19 protein-coding genes and 1 pseudogene are annotated in these 18,646 nt (G+C 67.2%); 2 read left to right on the forward strand and 18 right to left on the reverse strand.

Translation table 11 applies throughout. The features are described 5' to 3' along the window. From E1264_RS25320 to E1264_RS25405, 18 genes and pseudogenes are all read right to left on the reverse strand, one after another. Positions 1-1,636 (reverse strand): annotated as a pseudogene (locus tag E1264_RS25320) (LysM peptidoglycan-binding domain-containing protein); the annotation flags it as partial. Continuing rightward, positions 1,633-2,091 (reverse strand): TadE family protein, encoded by a 459-nt coding sequence (locus tag E1264_RS25325; protein ID WP_132177705.1) that lies wholly within the window; start codon positions 2,089-2,091, stop codon positions 1,633-1,635. The pseudogene E1264_RS25320 and the gene E1264_RS25325, both read right to left, overlap by 4 nt. A 4-nt stretch (positions 2,092-2,095) precedes the next feature. Further along, positions 2,096-2,542: a TadE/TadG family type IV pilus assembly protein gene (locus E1264_RS25330; RefSeq protein ID WP_132177707.1), complete on the reverse strand. Its 447-nt coding sequence runs from the start codon at positions 2,540-2,542 to the stop codon at positions 2,096-2,098. Beyond that, a complete protein-coding gene (locus E1264_RS25335; RefSeq protein ID WP_132177709.1) occupies positions 2,539-2,913 on the reverse strand; it encodes a pilus assembly protein in 375 nt (124 codons plus the stop codon). The genes E1264_RS25330 and E1264_RS25335 overlap by 4 nt, the downstream gene beginning before the upstream one ends. 77 nt (positions 2,914-2,990) lie before the next feature. After that, entirely contained in the window at positions 2,991-3,185 is a 195-nt protein-coding gene (locus E1264_RS25340; RefSeq protein WP_132177711.1) for a hypothetical protein, read from the reverse strand. A 46-nt stretch (positions 3,186-3,231) separates the two neighbouring features. After that, positions 3,232-4,128, reverse strand: coding sequence for a hypothetical protein (locus E1264_RS25345; RefSeq protein ID WP_132177713.1), 897 nt, complete (start codon positions 4,126-4,128; stop codon positions 3,232-3,234). After that, the gene (locus tag E1264_RS25350; RefSeq protein WP_165964370.1) at positions 4,125-5,024 is read right to left on the reverse strand and encodes a type II secretion system F family protein; all 900 of its coding nucleotides are present in this window, start codon (positions 5,022-5,024) and stop codon (positions 4,125-4,127) included. The genes E1264_RS25345 and E1264_RS25350 overlap by 4 nt, the downstream gene beginning before the upstream one ends. Positions 5,025-5,032: 8 nt before the next feature. Then, positions 5,033-6,307: an ATPase, T2SS/T4P/T4SS family gene (locus E1264_RS25355; protein ID WP_165964371.1), complete on the reverse strand. Its 1,275-nt coding sequence runs from the start codon at positions 6,305-6,307 to the stop codon at positions 5,033-5,035. A 95-nt stretch (positions 6,308-6,402) separates the two neighbouring features. Further along, complete coding sequence (locus tag E1264_RS25360; protein ID WP_132177719.1) at positions 6,403-7,194, reverse strand: hypothetical protein; 792 nt, start codon at positions 7,192-7,194, stop codon at positions 6,403-6,405. A 43-nt stretch (positions 7,195-7,237) separates the two neighbouring features. Continuing rightward, a complete protein-coding gene (locus E1264_RS25365) occupies positions 7,238-7,942 on the reverse strand; it encodes a hypothetical protein (protein WP_132177721.1) in 705 nt (234 codons plus the stop codon). Positions 7,943-8,730: 788 nt separating this feature from the next. Continuing rightward, a complete protein-coding gene (locus E1264_RS25370) occupies positions 8,731-9,342 on the reverse strand; it encodes a hypothetical protein (protein ID WP_132177723.1) in 612 nt (203 codons plus the stop codon). Next, positions 9,329-9,751, reverse strand: a complete 423-nt coding sequence (locus E1264_RS25375; protein WP_132177725.1) for an ATP-binding protein — start codon at positions 9,749-9,751, stop codon at positions 9,329-9,331. The genes E1264_RS25370 and E1264_RS25375 overlap by 14 nt, the downstream gene beginning before the upstream one ends. Positions 9,752-10,209: 458 nt before the next feature. Further along, a complete protein-coding gene (locus E1264_RS25380; RefSeq protein WP_132177727.1) occupies positions 10,210-10,695 on the reverse strand; it encodes a hypothetical protein in 486 nt (161 codons plus the stop codon). Positions 10,696-10,891: 196 nt separating this feature from the next. Further along, positions 10,892-12,106 (reverse strand): cytochrome P450, encoded by a 1,215-nt coding sequence (locus E1264_RS25385; RefSeq protein ID WP_132177729.1) that lies wholly within the window; start codon positions 12,104-12,106, stop codon positions 10,892-10,894. 38 nt (positions 12,107-12,144) lie between these two features. Next, positions 12,145-13,425, reverse strand: a complete 1,281-nt coding sequence (locus tag E1264_RS25390) for an MAB_1171c family putative transporter (RefSeq protein ID WP_132177731.1) — start codon at positions 13,423-13,425, stop codon at positions 12,145-12,147. 46 nt (positions 13,426-13,471) lie between these two features. Beyond that, positions 13,472-14,032, reverse strand: coding sequence for a hypothetical protein (locus E1264_RS25395; protein ID WP_132177733.1), 561 nt, complete (start codon positions 14,030-14,032; stop codon positions 13,472-13,474). Between the two features lie 131 nt (positions 14,033-14,163). Continuing rightward, the gene (locus E1264_RS25400; RefSeq protein ID WP_207936173.1) at positions 14,164-14,643 is read right to left on the reverse strand and encodes a helix-turn-helix domain-containing protein; all 480 of its coding nucleotides are present in this window, start codon (positions 14,641-14,643) and stop codon (positions 14,164-14,166) included. Positions 14,644-15,038: 395 nt separating this feature from the next. Further along, positions 15,039-15,833: a sigma-70 family RNA polymerase sigma factor gene (locus E1264_RS25405; protein ID WP_132177735.1), complete on the reverse strand. Its 795-nt coding sequence runs from the start codon at positions 15,831-15,833 to the stop codon at positions 15,039-15,041. Positions 15,834-16,515: 682 nt separating this feature from the next. On the opposite strand from E1264_RS25405, the gene E1264_RS25410 reads away from it, so the two are divergent. Beyond that, the gene (locus tag E1264_RS25410) at positions 16,516-17,007 is read left to right on the forward strand and encodes an ATP-binding protein (RefSeq protein ID WP_132177737.1); all 492 of its coding nucleotides are present in this window, start codon (positions 16,516-16,518) and stop codon (positions 17,005-17,007) included. An 807-nt stretch (positions 17,008-17,814) separates the two neighbouring features. After that, on the forward strand, positions 17,815-18,646 hold an 832-nt coding region (locus E1264_RS25415; RefSeq protein ID WP_165964372.1), incomplete at its 3' end, for a helix-turn-helix domain-containing protein.

Below are 18,646 nucleotides of genomic sequence, written 5' to 3' on the forward strand. Positions count from 1 at the left end.
GCTCGGTGATGGCGTGGACGGTGGCGGCGGTTGGTTCGGGGATGGTGGCGGTCAGGAGCAGGGTGGGGAGAGGCTCGGTTCGGTCGGTGGCGCGCAGCGCGTTCAGGTTGGGTTGGTCGGTGGTTTCCAGGAGCCGGGCGCGGTGCAGGATCTCGGCCTCAAGCTGGGTGATGGCCGTGGTCAAAGTGGGTGTGATGGTGAGCCCTGGGATGCCGGTGAGAGAGGCGCCGGGATAGAGGACGTCGGCGTCTGGCTGAGGGATGAGGACCTCGGCACGGTCGCGGCGGGCCTTGGCGAGGAGTTCGACGGTGAGGGCGCGGGCTGCGGCGTGTCCGCCGTCGCCGGTGAGGCCGAGGGTGAGGCCTGGGAGGGGCAGGGTGACGGGTACGTGGTCGCGGGTGCCCAGGGAGATGTGGTCTGGGGCTGCTGTAATGCGGTCTTGGGTGACGAGGTCGGCGTCGGACGGGACCGGTACGCCGTGGTCGGTGTAGGTCTGGTCTAGGTGGGCTTTGCGGGCCTTGGCCGTCGGGTCCGGTGATGCAGTTCGGGGTGGCGTGTCGCCGGTGCTGGCGGAAGGGTTTCGGCGGCGCTGGTGCAGGCGGGTGGCGGCGACGGCGAGGCTGAGTGCGGCGGCGAGGCCGAGACCGATGAAGGAACCGGACGGCAGGGTGACGGCCGAGGACGGTTCGTCTTCGGTTGTGCCGTGCGGTGTCGATGGGTTGGTGGGTGGAGTGTCCGTCCGTGGTGCGATAGTCGGGCCCGCTGCCTGGGGCGGCTGGTCCGGGACGGTGGTGGGGACCGTCCGTGGAGGGCGAGTCGTGTGGCCGCGCTTCTGCTCGGGGGCTCCGTCGGTGTTGGTGGAGTGGGGGCTGCGGGCCGGTGGCGGAACTGCGGTCTTCTGCGGAGCTTGGGGGATCCGAACACGTTGGCCGGGATGAAGGTCATCCGGGCTGGTGAGGGGCGGTATGCCGTCGGGCTGGTCGAGGGTGCGGCTGGCTTTGAAGATCTTGGGATAGCGGGCACCGGAGCCGTAGGCGCGGCGGGCCAGGTCCCAGAGGGTGTCGCCGCGGTGGATGATGCGTGTCCGCCAGGTCCGGTGCTCCGAACCCGTGTTGTGGGGGCCTTCGTCCCCGCGTAGGGATTCCCGGTCTGGGCTGCGGGCTGGTGGCGCATTGTGCTTGGTTGACGGCTGCTGGGGCGCTTGTGGTTGCACATCCGCGGTGACGTGGACGGCGGCTGAGACCGGAGTGGTCACGGTCGCGGTAGTGCTGAATACGAGAGCAGCGGTGGCGACCAGGTCGCGGGCCAGCATTTGCAGGGGCCGGATGGGGCTCGGCAGGCGAGGGCCGGATCGTCCGGCCAAGTAGCCGGTCGTTTCGGTGCAGACCGTAGCCGTGAACGTCCCCCAGGCCAGCCAGCCGAGTACCCGGATCGCGGCCAGGAACAGGCGGTGGTCGGTGTCGGGCTGCATGAGCGTGGCGCTGAGGTGATCCCAGGACGGGGAGCGGTCGGGGATTGGGCTCCCGGCCACGGTGTACAGGGCGATCGGCAAACCTGCCAGCAAGGCGGCGAAGACCAGCAAGGCGCCGAGCCCGCGCAGAATTTCGGCGTTGCGGCTACTTGTGGAGTGGGTCATGGCCGATGGGGTCCTCGTACTCCGGTGGTGAGGTTCGCGGTGGCGGCGGCGTCGGCGCGCAACCGGGTGACGCCGATGATGGGCAGAAAGATCGCGGGGCGGGTGATGGTGACGTGGACCCGAATGGAATGCGTGCCGGACGCGGTCACGGTGCCGGTGTAGCCGCCGCTGCGCAGATAGGCGCGTGCGGCGCGGACGGCGGACGGGCGGTCCACGACGAACTCGCCCTGGGTATAGGCGCGGTCGAGGTCGACACGCCCGGCGCCGGCGCGAGCCGCCTCCTGCGCGACGACGCTGGCGACTTGGCGAGCTTTGAGCTTGTTCCCGAAATCGACGACGGCACCGAAGAACACCAGCACGACCAAGGCGATGATGACGGCGAAGATGCTCACACTGCCGTCATCGCCGTGCCGCGTGCGCCACGGCCAGGTCACCTGCGGGGATGTGAAGTTCATGTGGTCACCGGGCCCGGTAGATGTCGATCGGAGACCGGTGGGTCTTGGTAACGGTGCGGCTGCCCGGCATGCCGGGCAGTGCGATGTCGGTGAGCCGGATCACGCAGGTCACGTGCGCCGCGACCGTCCCGGCCTGACCGGCGGGGCGATAGAACCCGGACAGGTCGAGCCGAACGGTCGGGGCGCAGTGCAAGCCTCGGTCACGCAGCGTTGTCAGTGCGCTGGACGTTGCGTCCGCGTGAGCTTGGGAGGCGGTGCGGGCGATGGAGGCGTGCCGGGCAGCGTCGGCGGCTGCCTGCGCCACCACGGCCCCGCCTTGCTGGACGCGCATCACTACCAGCAGCCCGGCCAGGAACGCGATGAACAAGGGCGCGAGGACGGCGACCTCGATCGCGGCGTTTCCCGCATCCTGCGCACGGGTCGGCTTCGAGGAGGTGATGGAGAGATTCATGACCGACTGGGCGTCGTAGGCTCCACCGGGGCATGGCCGTCTTCAGGACGGTTGGGTCCGCCGGCCTCGACGGTGAAGCGTTCGCGGGCGCCGCGGGCCGTGCGGGTGATGCCGATGCTGACGCCGGGCAGGATCGACGGCGCGCTCCCGGTCACTTGGACGGTGATGGTCGTGGAGCCGGACACGGTAACGATGGGCGCCTGTAGGACAGGCTCGGCTAGGGCGAAATGCACGGCTGCCGCTTGGCCCTGGGCGGCTGTGCCGTGTCGGGCGCGGGCGACGCGGAGGCCCTCTTCGGCGGCCGACAGCGCTACGTTGCCAGCGACCGACACCAGCACCGCCTGGGCCAGCACTAGGAACAGCAGCCCCACGGCCGGAAACATGATGGCGGCGGTGACGGTGGCGGAACCTGCGTCACGCAGTCGTCTTCGGGATGGGCCGGGGCGGGTCATGGGCCGCTGGCGCCGGGGATGTTGCTGATCCAGCCGTTCACCTTCCCGGAGACCGCGAGGTAGACGGTGAAGGCCAGACCGGCGAACCCGGCGACGATGATGATCGTCTCGACCACGCCCGATCCACGGTCGCTACGGGCGTCAAGGTCGGCGATGCGGTTGAGGGCGGCGGCCAAGACGCGTACCGCCACGGTGGTGATTGTGTTCATGGTCCCCCGAATTCGTGATGCGGATGTGTTAGCCGGAGCTCAGGAGCTTGGAGAAGAACGGGAAGCCGATCAGGACGACGAACCCGAGCATGAGCAGCGAGGTGGGCACCCACATCGCAGTAGTGCGAGCGTTGGCCTCGGCACGTGCGGCAGCGGACGCCTCATGCCGCATCGAACCGATCTTGGCGACCAGCACGTCGTGCATCTTGGCGCCTTCCCCACCGGCGATCTCGGCGGTGTGCGCGAGATCGATCAGGTCGCCAACGTCGATGTCGGCTCCGAGCTGGGCAAGCGCGCGCCAGGGCTGCTGCTGGGCGTGGCGCGCCCGCGTCAGCGCTTGATTGATGCGCTGGAACGGCCACCCGCTAGTGATCTGCGCGGGGTTCTCAAGCGCGGCGTTCAGGGCGGCGCCAGCTTGGCGTTCCAGCACGACCAGTTGCAGGTAGGAGGTGAAAGCGTGGCGGAAGTCGCGGCGCCGCTGCCTGGCCTGAGAACGCACGTTCCAGTCCGGGACCAGGGACAGCACCGCCGCCAGCACCAGGCTGGCAAGAACGGGCAGGGCCCAGGGCAGCGAACCCCCGGCGAGCGCCACCAGGCCGCCGAGCACCGAGGGTGCGGTCAGGCCCGTCAGGAACAGGGCGAGCTTGCCCAGCATGAACCGCTCGACCGGTCGGCCCAGCAGCGCCAGGTCCGAGCGGGGAACGGCGAGCATCCCGGCGGGGCGCGCCACCCGCTCCGCCAGCCACCGGGCCAGGCGCTCAAGCCCGCTTGGGGTGCTGGTGGGGGCGAAGGTGGTGGGGAGCGGTGTGGCCTGCACCCGGGCTAGCGCCGCGTCCAGGTGCGGGGGAGCGGGCCACAACTCGCGGATGAGCAGGATGAGACCGGTGCCGGCTAGACATCCCGCGAGGACTGCCACCGCGGTCACCGGCTCGGCCGCCGTTCAGCGCGAGCGAGCCGGGGCCCAACGAACTCTGCGAATCCATCGCCCATGTGCAGGAATCGCGTGCCGGTTGACAGGACGGCCAGCCGTCGCATCCACACCAGTCCCGCCGTGTAAATCGCGGCCACAACGGCGAGCACCCCCTGCCCGAACGGCGTGCCGTAAGGGGCGGCCAGAGTGTGGGACGAGGCGAACAGCACGCTCAGCACAGCGACGGACGCCACGATCACAATCAGAGTCGTTCGGAGCCCGGCGCGTTCGGCCTCGACGTCGCGTCGCACGATCACCTCCTGCTCCACTGCGTCGGCCAGCAGACTCAACGCCTCCCGGGTGCCGGGGCCGCGGCGCCGGGCGGCCAGCAGCAGCGCACAAGCGATCAGGTCGCCGATCGGATCGTCGAGCTCGTCGGCGAACGCTCGTAGCGCCTGCTCTGTGCCCCCCTGGTTCTTCAATCGCCCCGCAAGCACCTGGACCTGCGACCGGATGGGAGTGGGGGCGACGCGGAAGCTGTCGGCGAGGGCCTGTTCCAGCCCGCGGCTGGCGCCGATCATCTCCGCCAGCCGCCGCGACCATTGGGCCAAAGCCTCCAGGCGCGCGATCCGGCGCTGCGGCGCGCGTCCCGACAACATCGGCGGCAACGCGTACGCCCCGGCGGTGACCGCCAGGGCGGCCACCGGCCACCGGGTCAGCAGCAACACCACCAGCCCGGAACCGATCCCGGCCAGCAGCCGGTTCCGCCGCTGTGACGAGGTCGCAGACCGCACCAACAACCGCAACCGATCCGGCGGACGCCCCTCCTCGCCCGCCGGATCGGTCCCTCGGACACCGGCGGCGAGAACGACGATGCCGACGGCACCGCACCAGCCGGTGAATGCGGCCAAAAGGCTTGTCATGACCAGCCACCGCCCGCCTGGACGGGTTCAGCGGCCAGCAGGTCCGGATCGAAACCGTGTTCAGTGAGGTCATTCAGCAGGGCGGCGCTGATGTGTCCGCCCGCCGGGATCGCGCGGCCGTCCTCGCCGGAAACGAAGATTTGGTTGCGAGTCGGCTCCGATGAGTCCGCAGGCGGGCCGACCTCCATCACCTGGGAGACGAATCGGTCGTTGCTGACTGAGTTCCGTCGCAGATACACCACCAGTGGCTCGGCCAGGCCGAACATCAGATGCAGATCCTCCACCGACAGGCCGAGGTCGGCGCGGCGGCCGAGCTGCACCACCCGGTTGAAGACGTGCTCGGGACGGTGGACGTGCAGGGTGCACATCGAACCGCGCGCCCCCGAGTACATGACTTCCAGCATCGGCGCGAGCTCTCCGTGCCGTGCCTCACCCACGATCACCCGGTCCGGGTTCAGTCGCAGGCACGCCGGCACCAGATCCTGCAACCGCACCTGCCCGGCACCTTCGGCGTTGGCCTGGCGAGCCTCCAGCGCGACGACGTCCGAGCGCCGATGGGCAAGGGCCGGATCGTCCAGGAACAGTTCGAAGTCGCTCTCCAACGTGATGACTCGCTCGGCTGCGGGGATCTCACCCGTGAGAGCGCGCACCAGCGTGGTCTTGCCGGTGTTGACCTCCCCGCACACGATGATGTTCCGCCGTGCCCTTACCGCCGCCGACAAGAACTCCTGCAACGTCGGCGATAGCGTCCCGTTGGTGGTGAGCTCCTCCAGGGTGGTGTCGACCAGGCGGTGCACCCGGATCGCCAGGTGCGGGCGCCGAGAGACCCAACCGACGACGGCCAACCGCACTCCTCCTGGCAGGGCGACGTCCAGCAGCGGAAAGGCATGCGAGAACTCACGGCCGGAATTGCCGCGGCGCGCCAGTAGCTGCACCCACTCGATCAGGTCTTCGTCGGTCTCGGCTACTGCCGGACCCGGCTCCTTCACCCCGCTGGTGTAGGTCACCCACGTTTCTCGGCAGCCGTTGACGACGATGTTCTCCACATCGCGGCTGTCCACGTACGGCTGCAACGGGCCCAGCCCGAATCGGCGGTCGAACACCAGCCGCGCCACCTGGCGCTGTGCCTCGACCGGGACCGTACGTCCCGCCGACATCTGCTCGTGCGCCCACACCTGGGCCTGCGACTCGATCACGTGCCACGCCCGCACTCGATCCTCGCCGTCGGTAAGGACGTCCACCAGTCGTGCGGACACCTCACGCGCCGCCACCCACAGGTCGACTCCGTGAGATTGACCAGATGGGGCTGCGATACCGCTGAACGTGGCAGAGACGGGCGGTGTGGAAGGGCTCCACGGTGTCCCACTCATGAGCGTCCCCCTGCTGGTGTCGTGCGCGCGGCTGCCTCCACCACCGTCTGTGCGGTGACGCGAGGGCCGTCGGATGTGGCGGTCGGCTCGTCGCGCGGCTCTGTCTGCTCACGCATCCGCTTGCCCAGACGGTCGAAGGAGCGCAGGAGCAAGGACGCTCGGAACGTCCTGCGTGGGCGCGCACCGTCCGACAGCACCTGCGCGTCGGCCGACGAGCAGGGCAGTTCGGCCAGCACGGGAGCCTTCAACACGCGACGGATTTCGGCCGCGCTATAGGGACCGTTCGCGATCAGGCAAACGGCGATCTGCCCATGATCACCTGCGAGAGTCCGTAGGACGTCCAGGCGCGGCCTGGCCGCATCGATTTGCGCGAGCGTTGGCTTGAGCGCGACGACCACGAGGTCGGCGGCCTCCAGCAACGCCACCGGCATCTCCGAACCACCGAGGCGTCCCAAGTCAGCGATCACATCTCCCTCACGGGTCGCCAATGCTCGGGCTACGAGGGGCCATAGAGCGGCGAGGTGCGCGGCGTGCCGAGGATCGCGGATCCCATGCAGGAGCTCGGCTCGGCCGTCCTCATCCAGCGGGACAACGCACTGCTCGAGAAGAGCGGACACGTCCGACTCGGCACTCGCCGAGGTCGTGAGTCCGAGCAGCCCTGGGCCCGCGGGCTGCCGCAACCGATCGGCCATGTAACCGGGCAGCACCCGGCGCCCCATCGGATCGCACTCGGCCAGCAGCACCTTCCCAGGCCAGGCCAGAGCCAGCCCGAGCGCGGTCGTCGTCACCCCCGGCGACCCGCCGGGAGAGGCCAGACAGTACAGCGCCATTTCAGCCTCGCCTGTCCGTCACTACGAGCACGACCTGTTCGGCCGCTGCGTGCCGCGCCGTCGCACTGCTGTCTGCCTCGGGCACTAGCAACGACACCGTCACCAACTCGTCTGCACTCGGCTCGCCCACCTGGTCAACGATCGCCGGGACGTCACCCGGTGCGGCTGCTTGGGAAAGGGCTGTTCCGGTTGCTTGGCTTTGAGGACCTGCGGTGAACACCGCGCGCACACGCCAGCCAGGCGCCAGCCCCGGCGGCACCGCGCTGGTCTTGAGCGGCACGGTCACCAGCGCCTGACCGCGTTCCGGGGCCGCCTGCGCCGTCAACTGCGACGCCGCCAGCAACGTCCCCTTACGCAGCCCGACCGCCGCTCGCTTCCCCACGACCTGCGTCAATTGGCGTCCCGGAACCGTCGCCACGGCTGAGTCCACCGCCACCCAGGCGACATCGACATCGAGACGCACGATCTGCTGACCGACCGGGACCTCACGTGCCACCCGCACCACCGAGACCCGGTTGCTCGACGAACGCAACATGTACACATTGGCCAAGACAGCCAGTGCGACGAGCATGATCCCGGCCGCGATCCACCCCGGCCGTCGTTGGCGCGCCAATCGCCTCGCCGTTGCGCTGCCCGCGTTCCCGCCCGATGTCGGGGACGACGATGACGAGCCAGGTCGTGAAGACTTCTTGCTGATCGACGTCATGACGCCCCTCATCCGTACAGGCCCTGGGCCTCGGCGATCCGCAACCGGAAACTCGTCGACCGGCTTAACGGCGGCAACACCCCGCCGGTCCCTTCCGAGCTCCGCCAGGTCCCGCCCCAATCCACTGCCACCCGCACTCGATAAGCACCGCCCGGCTGAGCCGCCGATGACCGCACATAGGTGTGCGAACAGTTCGTGTGCTGCGAGGTTGCCGACTTGGTCGGAACGTACGGCGCCCCGGGGCCTGGACAGCGGACCGTATGGCGTCCGTCGCCTGGCTCGATCGTCATCCGCTGTGGGATGGCGGACACCTCGACCCACGCTGCACCGGCCGATGCCCGTCCTCCCAACGACCGCCAGTTCGTCACCCAGAACCACTCCGGCAACCCAACCAGTCCAGCGGCCCGACGTGGCGGAGCCGTTCGCACGCGTGGAGCGGGAATCGGCAACCGTCTCCATTCCTCCATCGCCAACTGCGCAGGCGACACCTTAGGGCCGCCTTCCTTCCGGCGAACGGGAGTGCAGACCTGAACGTTGTCCTTTACGGTCTTGCATTCATGAGGGCCGATGGACTGTTCCTCATCACCGTTTGAAGGAGCGGTGTTCTCCGATGGCCCTTCGGGCTCGCCTGTGGAGCCACCTGGCCTTCCATTCTGCTCGGCGCCGAACCAGTAGCTGCGGATATTTTCGTCGACAACCGGTGGGGTCGGCTCTTGAGGGGACGAAATCGTGACGACGAGACTGAGCGGGGTCGCCGCAGTGAGGACTATGAGAGAGATGGGCATCGCTCAGCAGCCCTTTCCGTAGGAGACCGCTTTTGTGACACGCCATCGACCGTCGGGTCCCTTGGACAGATAGGCCTTGATGCTCTCCTTCTCGATACCGCGATTGATTTTCTTGCCGGTGAGCGTGTTCATTACCCCCGCATCGCGCGAGTCTTGGCAGTCGCGCAGCGTGGCATCCGTGCCATTGACCTGGATCTCCCGCACATGTGCGACCACTTTTCCGTACGATGCGATATTCTCTTCATTCATTTCTTGGGTTCTGTTGATCACCCTGGTTAGTTGGGGGTCGGTCATGTGGCGCGCGAGCTCCTGCTGGCGAGTACCAGTCGGCAACGAGTCGGCGCGGTCGAGGATCTCGATGAATGCGATGTAAGAACGCTTGATCGCCTCAGCGTCGGAATGCGGCGGCGGCGATTCCGAGGGTGACTTAGCCGCGGTAGGCAGCGGAACGGACGATTCCTCAGCAGTGCACCCTGTCAGGAGCAGCATGGCGACTACGGCCATCATCCAGCGTCGAGGCGTGAGTTTGGCCGGCCGCACCGCCTGCACGATCACGATGCAAATCATCGCCATCGCCCACAACGCCAGTACGGTGAGGACCTCAGGCGACACCATCACGTTCCTTCCTAATCGCATTGGCTGTGGTGGGGAGCAGCGCGGTCACCCATTTGCCGATCGGCGAGTGGGTGCGCTCCACGTGGAATGCGGTGGCCACCGCCTGGACCAGAGGGAGCCCCCATCCACCCGGTCGGTCATCGTCGTCCCCAAGGGCCCGAGGGTCGGGGGTGATGTCGTCCGGTGCCAGGGTCCGGACCATCCCGACGATCGGCATTTCCGTGGAGGCGTCCCAGACGCCGATCACCAGCCCGATTCCGAACCACCGCAGGTGGAGGGTGATCTGGTCGGTGGGCTCCGACGTCTGGATGGCATTGGTGACCAACTCGCTGACGACCAGAGCGGCGTCGTCCACCGAGACCGGAAGCCGCCATTTGCAAAGCGCCGTGATGGTCTGGTCGCGGGCCATGCAGACGCTCCCACGCTGAGCGGGGTAGTGGCGAGTTCTGGCCTGTCTGGTCGGTCTTGTGGTCATGGTGCTCACACATCCTCGGGGGTGGTGCCGCTGACCGTTGTAAGCGACATTGCGTTGACGAGTTAGTTGTTCACCTCGCGTGGGTTCTCAGACCCGTTGATGTCGGTGAGGCGACATTGCAGAGGTAAGTGTTTCCGGAGTTATGCATCGTGTCCGAGCTCTCTTTGGGTGAGGGTGCGGGCACGATGCGAAACACTCGACGTCTTAGGTATCGTTTCTCGCGGTTTATCGTGTCCAGCGCGCATGGCGAGGCGTGAGCGCCACTGCGCTCAAGAACTGATTGCTTTTCTAGGAATTGAGCTCGGACGCCAACAGAGGGTCACGTGCTATTAGCCCTTGTCGTGTCGGGACTTTCACACGCCTTGCGCCCTGGCCGGGTGAGGTTGCCAGTGTCAGGACGGCCCGAGCGTGTCCATTGGGCTGCGCACGCCCTGGTCGCGCAAATGCGGCTCGACGGCGGCCGCCTGGGCGAGAAGCCGGCATGCCTTGGTGTCCGCGGCAGCGTCAGTAACGGGTCGGGCAGCGTTCATGATCCAACTCACCCCCTTGACCCAACTGATGCCGTGGCGGAGCCTGCCGCAGGCGGTCGTGGAGGTGTTGTTCAGTTCGGGGCTGATGGCGATGGCCTCGTTCGCGATGCTGATCGCCGTCAGTTCGAGGTCAAGGACCTTACGATCGGCCAACGCATCGCTCTCACGGCGCAGGGCGTAAGGGTCGGGCTGCAGGCCTCTCCAATGAGCGGGCTGGAACAGCGCCGCCTGCGCGGGCGCGTAAGTGTGGATGATCCGTGTCAGGGCCTGCGCGGCTGGGACGAAGACCGCACGGGCGCCAACGGCTTCCCCGTCTGACCATCCTGCTGTGAGGGCGTCCTTGCCCATGATGTATCCCCCGTGGAGTCGTCACCTGAACGATCCGGCTTCACTTATAAGTGAAGACCTCCACGGAGAGTAGTTGCATCAACTCGACCTGTCAACGGATTGGGCCCTGATCGTCACCATGTCTCGGAGTAAAAGTGATGGACGGCGTGTGTCTCAACACGTGCCGTGGTGAGAGGCAGCTCGTTCGTCTGGTGATTCAGAAGGGGCGGGGATGCCAGCGAACCGGAAGGGTCCGAAGGCCGCGCATCATCCGGCTGGGACGCCAGACAAGCTGTTCGGGCATGGCGTCCAGGTGCAGCTCGGGAAGACGGTGAAGCAGGGTTTCCAGAGCTATGCGGGCTTCAGCGCGGGCCAGCACGGATCCCAGGCAGTAGTGGGGCCCGTGACCGAAGGCCAGGTGGCCGTGCCGCCCTCCGGCGCGGGTGAGGTCGAGGGCCGCGGGGGCGGGGTAGTGGGCAGGATCGCGGTTGGCCGCACCGATACAGATCATGACGATCTGCTCGGCGGGGATCACGGTAGGGCCGTAGGCGACCGGCTCGGTAGTGAACCGGACGGTGGCGATCCCGAGGGGCGAGTCGTAGCGCAGAAATTCCTCGATGGCTGGGGCGAGGAGGTCGGTATCGGTGGTCACTGCGGCCTGCTGATCGGGATTGAGCAGCAGGGCCAGCACGGCGTTGCCGATCAGGTTTGTGGTCGTCTCGTGTCCTGCGATTACCAGTAGCGCCGCAAGCGACACCACTTCCTCCTGGCTGAGGCGGTCACCGCTATGTCGGGCCGCGATCAAGGTGTCGAGCAGGTCCCCGTCCTCGCTTGGAGGGGCTGGGCTCCGGTTGGCGTGGTGGTTCCTGCTGGCGACCAAGGCCGTCATGTAGTCGGCGATGTGGTGGGAGGCCTCGTCGCGGACGGTGGCGTCGGCAGTGGTGAACAGGGTGTCGGACCAGTGGCGGAGCTGGGGGCGGTCGTTTTCGGGGACGCCCAGTAGCTCGCAGATAACGGTGACCGGCAGCGGTACGGCGAACTCAGCGATCAGGTCGGCGGCGCCCTGAGGCGCGATCGTCTCCAGCAGTTGGTCAGTGATCTGCTGGATGCGGGGGCGAAGCCGGTCCACGGCGGTGGAGGTGAACGCCTGGGCGGCCAGGCGGCGTAGCCGCGTGTGGTCGGGAGGATCGGTAGCCAACATCGTGGCCTGTATCGCTGGGGCGATGTCGCGACGGTTGCCGAACAGGTACCCGAAGCGGCGGGTGTCCCTGCTCAGCCTCGGGTCGGCCAAGGCGGCGCGGGCCTGCTCAAATCCGGTGATCAACCAGGCGTGGTGGCCGCGGGAGGAGACTTGCACTCGCTGCACCGGGCTCTGGCTGCGGAGGCGGTCAAAGACCTGGTACGGGTCGCGGTGGAAGTCGGCGTCGAACACAAGGGACTCCTCGATAGGGATCGCGGGACGCTACGGCGTCATGGACGTGGACGAGGCGTGTCCTCAGGGAGGGCCTCCACGGGTACGTCGGCAGTGGCGGAGAACGCTAAGGACACCTCCATCAGCCAGCCGGCCTCGCTGTCCAGATCGCCGCCGACCTCGCTGTTCATCGTGTCTTTCTCCTGGTGGCCGGCTCGGGGGGCGGTTTCGGCGGGAATGGCACTGCGAGTCCGTCCTGCTGCAGGTCGTCCAGACTGGTAAGCGGCCAATGCCAGACGGATCGAGATCGCCTCCCGCAGTGCCGCAGACTGTCGAACCGGAAGACCGGCACCGCACGCGGTGGTCTCGGTCCCGTTGCCTTCGACGGGGTCGCGGTAAGGCCCAAGGAGCAGCAGCCCGTCACGGATCTCGATAACCCGGCGGTGCACCCCGTAGCGGTAGCTGAAACGGTCCGCCCCGCTTCTGGGCAGGACGATCTGCGGCATCGCAGCCGCGAATGCCGTCCATAACGGGTCCAAGCGCCGATACGTCCGCCAATACCGCAGCCACCGGACCGGGGCCATCGCGGCCGGCCCCCATGCGGGCAGGGTCATGCCGATTGTGATCGCCAGCGCCGCTAGAACCGGCAAGCCGACCGAGAACACGCACCCGAGCGGATGAAGTGGGCTAGGGCACGGCCTGTCATGGCCCGGCACGGGCGAGGCCAGATGCAACCACTGCGTGAGCACCACGACCGTCTTCTCGGCCAGGTAGACGATCCCCAGGACGCATCCAAAGGCCACGATCCGCATCCCGCCGCGGAGTGCGGGCCGGGCGGCGAGGCCTGCGTATCGTACGGTGATCAACGCCAGGCCCGTTAGAGCACACCCCAGGAACAGTGCGTAGATCAGGGTGTAAGCGACCAACGCGGGGCGGTCACGGTAAAGGGCACCGAAGCCGCCGATGACCGGCGGCAAGGGGCTGGAGAAGAACAGCCCGGTCATGGCGCTTACGGCAGCCAGCAGCGCTACCAGCCAGCGGCGGATGCGTACTCGGGCCTCCACCGGTGGGCGCGTGACACTCAGCAGATGCGCCAAGGCGGCGAAGGCGGCCACCGTCGTGCACAGGTTGGACAGCAGACGACCCAGATTGGGGAATAGCGCGCTCTCCACTTGCTGCGCCCCGTCCGAGATCAACAGCAAGGCCAAGCCGAACGTCACGAGCATCAGGCACGCCGCCCTCAGCCCAGGTGGAGGATCAGGATCGCGCAGGCCACGCGCCTTGCCTGCTGCCGCAGCGAACGTCACCGCGGCGACCGTCCAGAACACCAGGTTGATCATCGACAGCCCCCGGATGATGTGGGAGTCGTCCGCTCGCCGGCATCGGCTAGCGGCTCGGCTCACCCTTCGCATCGCGTGCTGGTGACTCGACGGCGGCGGTCTGGTCGATCGGCCCGGAACGCCGATTCACCGAGCGGCGTCCCCAGCTGTCCTCCAACCGGGCAAGCAGGGCGGCGACGGCTGGATCAGCGACAGCGACCCGAGGCTCGACTCGGCCGGGCCGCGACCGCTCCAAGACCAAAGTGGCGAAGTACTCGGCTTCCCGCTCTTGCTCGCTGGTGTAACTAGTGCGCCCCAGCACCGTGCGCACCACTTCGGGGCTCAGATCGGGAAGCAACACCTTGGCGAGATCTCCCACGCCCACCTCGCCCCGGTGACCGGCGAGCAGATGGCCGATCTCATGCAACGCGATGTGCTCGCGATGGAACTGCGTGGTTCCCGTCGTGGTGTACACGTAGTCAGCGCCAGTGGTGGAGACGTACACACCGCACAGTCCGGCTGGCATAGCGGGGATCTCCATCACCCGCAGCGGGCGGCCCGTGAGAGCGGCGACACTGGCACGGAACTGCTCGAAATCCCACGGCTCGGGGACCTCCAGCGCTTCCACACGAGCACGGCACCGCCGTCGCAGCGCACCTCGCACTGGTCACCTCCCCGATGTCAACGCCAGGCGCTCCCTCTCGGTGACCGACTTAGTGCAACTCTCTCGTCACCGACTGTGATTGTGCCACAGATGGCTCAACCATCTGGAGAGGAATCGGGATCGTCAGGTCTGGTGCGCTGCTCCAAGCGGGCGGTCGACTCAATCAGTTCACCGACCATCTGCTGCGCCTCGGGCGACAACCGCAGGAAATTACGCAGGTGCGCGCCGCGTGCCCCGGTGTCGCGCAGGACGGTCAGCAACTCGATCTGCTCCTCGACGGCCCGGAACACCTCATCGTCGAAGAAGTAGGAGGGAGGCACGCCGAAGAAGGTCGCCAGGGCCTCCAGCACCCGCTTGGTGGGATTGTCGTGCTTGCCGGTCCGCAGCTTCCACAGGGTGTTGTGTGAGATCTTCTCCCCGGTCAGCTCCTCGATCGCGGCCGCGGCCTCCTGAAGCGAGTAGGGCCCGCGGTCGTCCGGATGCATCCGGCGGAACAGGTAATCGACCTTGCGTGCCAGAGGCGGTACCTCGACGTCATCGTCCGCCCTCCCCGACGCGGTGTCATCGTCGATCACAAAGCACCTCCTCTCCCGAGCCGAAGACCCTGGTCAACAGTATGGCACCGGCATCTCTCGCAGACGCTGCACTTGCGTAACCGGAGTTGACACCTCAAGACATTCTCCGCGTTCCGCCGTTATCGCCCGCAACTAGCGTTTTCTGGACCTCCCAACGCCCGCACTTAACGATCTCGACGATCCCTTGGGATTTCCGGAGCGGTACGTCCAGGAGGAAGTCCACGCGGCGGGATCTGGTGTCGCCCGCAAAGGCAGGGCGGGCGACACCAGGCGATCACAAGCGCGCGCGAGATCAATTACCGATCATGCTGCGGCGAGCGTGTTCCTCCATGAAGACATGTCCGCCGGGGCGGCCTAATACTCCGGATGGCCGGGGCGGCAAAGTTACTTAGGCGTTATGCGTTCGCATGCAGAATGGTAGAGGTGGTGGAGATTCGTCCTTCCTGGATTGCGGTCACGATACGGAGCTCGGCGGCCTGGCGCTGCTTGTAGAGGCGGCTTGCCGGCAGGCCCTGGTCGCTGGCCAGCTTTTGGACGGACAGGCCGTCCAACCGTGTCGCGATGATCAGTTCGGCGGCAGCCGGAGTGATGATCTTTTGACGTGCAGCCTCCAGGAGCAGCGCGACCGGGTCCGTCTTGGAGATGGATGCCGAGGCAGGCAGCTCATTGGGGTCGTATGGCACGTCGCGCATTTCCCGACCGCGAGCGCGTAGTGCCCCCTTGCGTGCCCACAGCATCAGCCGGGCGGCGATGTGCGAACGTTCGATGTCGATGCGCGCCAGCTGTGCGACGAACTCGACCAGCAGTTCCGAGACGATGTCGTCGGCGAGTCGGCTTGGGCTGTAGCGGATGACCCGGGCTGCGGTGCTCTTCAGACCTGGCATCGCCACTCCGGCGCAACCCACCACCCAGGAGGGGCCTCCAGTCCGAGCCCGGTGGATGAGCTGCCGCCACACGGCGTCCTTGAACTCGTCGGACGAGGCCCGGTCCAGCAGCAGGGCACGTAGCTCACGCAGGTCGACCGGCCTGGCGGGCAGGCCGTGCCCGATGACGGATCCCTCGATTGCAAGCGGGTTCGGACCGGTGGTCAGCAGCACGAATGAGCGCTCGGCCACGGTCAGCGCGTTGCTCGACCGCTGACCGGTGGTTGCACTGGCCGGACGCTGGTCGTTGATCTGGTGGTTGGTCATGACGCCCCCGAAGGTCGTGACGGATCGACGGCGTCAGGTATCGGTGACGGTGTGTGCAGATGATGAGCACCTCGTGGGCGGGGACGGTGTCCACGGTGTGTTCATGATCTGCTTAGAAGAGCAGTGACCTGCGAGAACACTGTGTGTCAGTCGTACTCCCGCCCGGGGAGGTAAAGCCGGGCGAGTGCTCAAAACGGCAACTGCCTGGGCCTTCGTCGACTACAGGGTTTCTTGGTAAAGGATCTCCGATCGGTCACCGGACACCTTGCCTGACGACACCCAGGGCGATCACAGCAGGCACAGGTCTTAGCCGATGGATTGAAGTTGTGTCGCAGCCGTCGGCGGTCACTGCTCACGCTCATGTCCCGGACCGCACGCTCGGCACGCGCAAGCGACGCCTCTGATATTGGGCAGTCCGACGCCAGCGGCGCTTGTCTTTCGGCGGCGCTCAACGTGTTGCTCTGAGGGACTACCAGTTTGAAATAGGTCGCTTAGTGGCTCGAAGTTGAGATATGTCCAACATGTGCGAACAGGTTGGCCGGCTTGTCCCGCAGGATGCGGTCCTCTGTTTGTTGATCGTGTCCAGCACTTGACCCACCGTGAGAGTCGTTCCTTCATTGATGCTGTCCGGCGTCATTCGCTGGTGTGGATGACGCATGCCCGAAAGAAGGAGAACGGGGAAATGGGAACGGGAAATTGGGGCCTGTCGACCGCAGGCCAGTGGCTGTGGGGGGCGGAGCCCATGCGCTGGCGTCGGGTGTACCAGGGCCGGGAAGACCAGGTGCGCACGGCGCGGATGTTCGTCGCGATGCTGTTCGAGGGCACCGGGCGTGAGGAGGATGCGGCGGTGGTGGCGGCCGAGCTGGCCACCAACGCGGTCCGGCACTCGCGTTCGGGAGGCGAGCAGGGCTGGTTCGGTCTGGAGGTGACGCTGGGCGAATTCGCACGCGTCGCGGTGACTGACCTGGGTGGAGGCTGCGTGCCCACGATCCGGTCCGAGATGCCGGGGTGTGAACCGCGGGTGGGCGGCTACGGCCTGCTCACGGTGTCCAGGCTGGCGCTGACGACCGGTGTCCACGGCAGTTCGGCCAACGGGTTCACCGTCTGGGCGAACATGGACCTTCGCCTCCCCGCCCAGTCCGGCACCGGGCAGGCGGCCTCGCTGGTCTCATGAGGAGAGGCCAGCCTGGGCTTATCAGGCTGGCCCCTCTGGGGACAGAGTAGAGGCAACATCGGCAGGTCAGGGCCCCGCCCGTAGACCCAGTCTCACTGGGCTGCGGACGGGGCCGTCGCCGTTATGGCGATCTGTATGCATTTATTCGCTGGCGCGCCTCGGCGGCCGTCTCGTCTTTTCGGGGTTTGGTTGCCCCTTCTATTCGGGGTTCTTTTCGGGATTCTGTCTATGAGAAGAAGGCCCGGTCGGCGGTGTCTGGGCAGGTCGCTGCGGGTGGTGCATATTCTGTTCGTGGCCCCGACTCGTCACCAGGGCGACCCCTGGTAATAGCTCGGGTGCTGGGAGTGGAACTGTTCTGTCCCCGCAGTTCTCCACTGACCGCTCCCTATATATCGCCCCGCATTGGCTAGTTCCTTGGCCAGGCTGACCGCCGGCCCCGCGTGCCCCAAGCGAGGTCGCGTGCCGCTGAGTCGCTTTGCCGCCACCGCTCTATCACCTGCAGCGAGGCACGAAACGCCTTCTGAGAAGTGTTACCGGGTTCGGAACCCGCACCTTCTCCGCAGCGGGTCTCTGAAAAGTCGTACGGCCGAACGAGGGTGCGGTTATAAATCAGTGCAATTCTGCTTTGCCGCTGGGTGGGTTTAGTGGCGCGGGATGTAGTTGGTTAGATGGTTCAGCCGTTGAGGTGAATAAAAAGCGGCCGAAGATGCTTGCCTGGTGGTGCGGCATCGAGAAATGGTCGAGCTCCCGATGAAGGGGAACGGCGCCGGAAATCCTGGTCGCCAGACGCATCGAATGGGAGTCGAAATGGCCGCGAAGAACATCACCAGCAATGGCGACACTGGGAACGGCGTCACGGGCACCGAGAACACCGGAAACGGCGCCGCAGCAATCACGGGCGGGGCGCGTCCGTCCGGGGCGGCTGGGGACGTGTGGGACGCGCTGACGGCCAATCCCGGCGCCAGTGTGACCGCGATCGCGGAGGCGTCGGGCGTCAGCCGCGCGACGGTGGCGCGGACCCTGACCGCCCTGGAACAGGACGGGCGCGCCACCCGCACGCGCGGCGGACACGACGGCGGCAAGCGCCAGCCCGACACCTGGCACCCGGTCACGGCCACCACCGGAACCGCTGACACCACGACCACCGACACCGCACCGGACGCGTCCGGCGAAGACGCGCCAACGGCTGACGTCCCCGCTACCGGCACACCGACCGGCGCGGACACCGCCACCACGACCCAGCACGCCAACGCCGGTGATGCCGACGCCGGGGACACAGAAGCGGGTGCGGGGATGGATGCGGCGGCGGTGGCCGAGGCACGTGACGCGCTGACGGCGCTGCAGGAGGCGGTCGGGGCGGCGCTGTCCGGTCTGGACGCCGGGGATGGTGCGGCGGCGCTGACGGCGGTGGAGGCCGCCTACGGCGGGTCGGGGAGGGCACGGCGGCTGGTGCGCGCCGCTGCGAACGGGCGCCCGCGTACGGCGTCGGGTGCGCCGCGTTCGGGGCCGGGTGAGATGCGCGCGAAGGTCGCCGGGCACCTGACCGCCCACCCCGGGGCGGAGTTCACCCCGCACGAGATCGCCAAGGTGATCGGGCACTCGGCGGGCGCGGTGTCCAACGCCCTGGACCGCCTCACCG

Source organism: Actinomadura sp. KC216, from assembly GCF_004348535.1.
GTDB lineage: Bacteria > Actinomycetota > Actinomycetes > Streptosporangiales > Streptosporangiaceae > Spirillospora.

Excerpts from the sequence above, each read along its gene's own strand:
- E1264_RS25325 (WP_132177705.1), bottom strand. The coding sequence starts at position 2,091 with ATGAACTTCACATCCCCGCAGGTGACCTGGCCGTGGCGCACGCGGCAC.
- E1264_RS25405 (WP_132177735.1), bottom strand. The coding sequence starts at position 15,833 with ATGACCAACCACCAGATCAACGACCAGCGTCCGGCCAGTGCAACCACC.
- E1264_RS25330 (WP_132177707.1), bottom strand. The coding sequence starts at position 2,542 with ATGAATCTCTCCATCACCTCCTCGAAGCCGACCCGTGCGCAGGATGCG.
- E1264_RS25370 (WP_132177723.1), bottom strand. The coding sequence starts at position 9,342 with ATGGTGTCGCCTGAGGTCCTCACCGTACTGGCGTTGTGGGCGATGGCG.
- E1264_RS25365 (WP_132177721.1), bottom strand. The coding sequence starts at position 7,942 with ATGACGTCGATCAGCAAGAAGTCTTCACGACCTGGCTCGTCATCGTCG.
- E1264_RS25380 (WP_132177727.1), bottom strand. The coding sequence starts at position 10,695 with ATGGGCAAGGACGCCCTCACAGCAGGATGGTCAGACGGGGAAGCCGTT.
- E1264_RS25410 (WP_132177737.1), top strand. The coding sequence starts at position 16,516 with ATGGGAACGGGAAATTGGGGCCTGTCGACCGCAGGCCAGTGGCTGTGG.
- E1264_RS25390 (WP_132177731.1), bottom strand. The coding sequence starts at position 13,425 with ATGATCAACCTGGTGTTCTGGACGGTCGCCGCGGTGACGTTCGCTGCG.
- E1264_RS25375 (WP_132177725.1), bottom strand. The coding sequence starts at position 9,751 with ATGGCCCGCGACCAGACCATCACGGCGCTTTGCAAATGGCGGCTTCCG.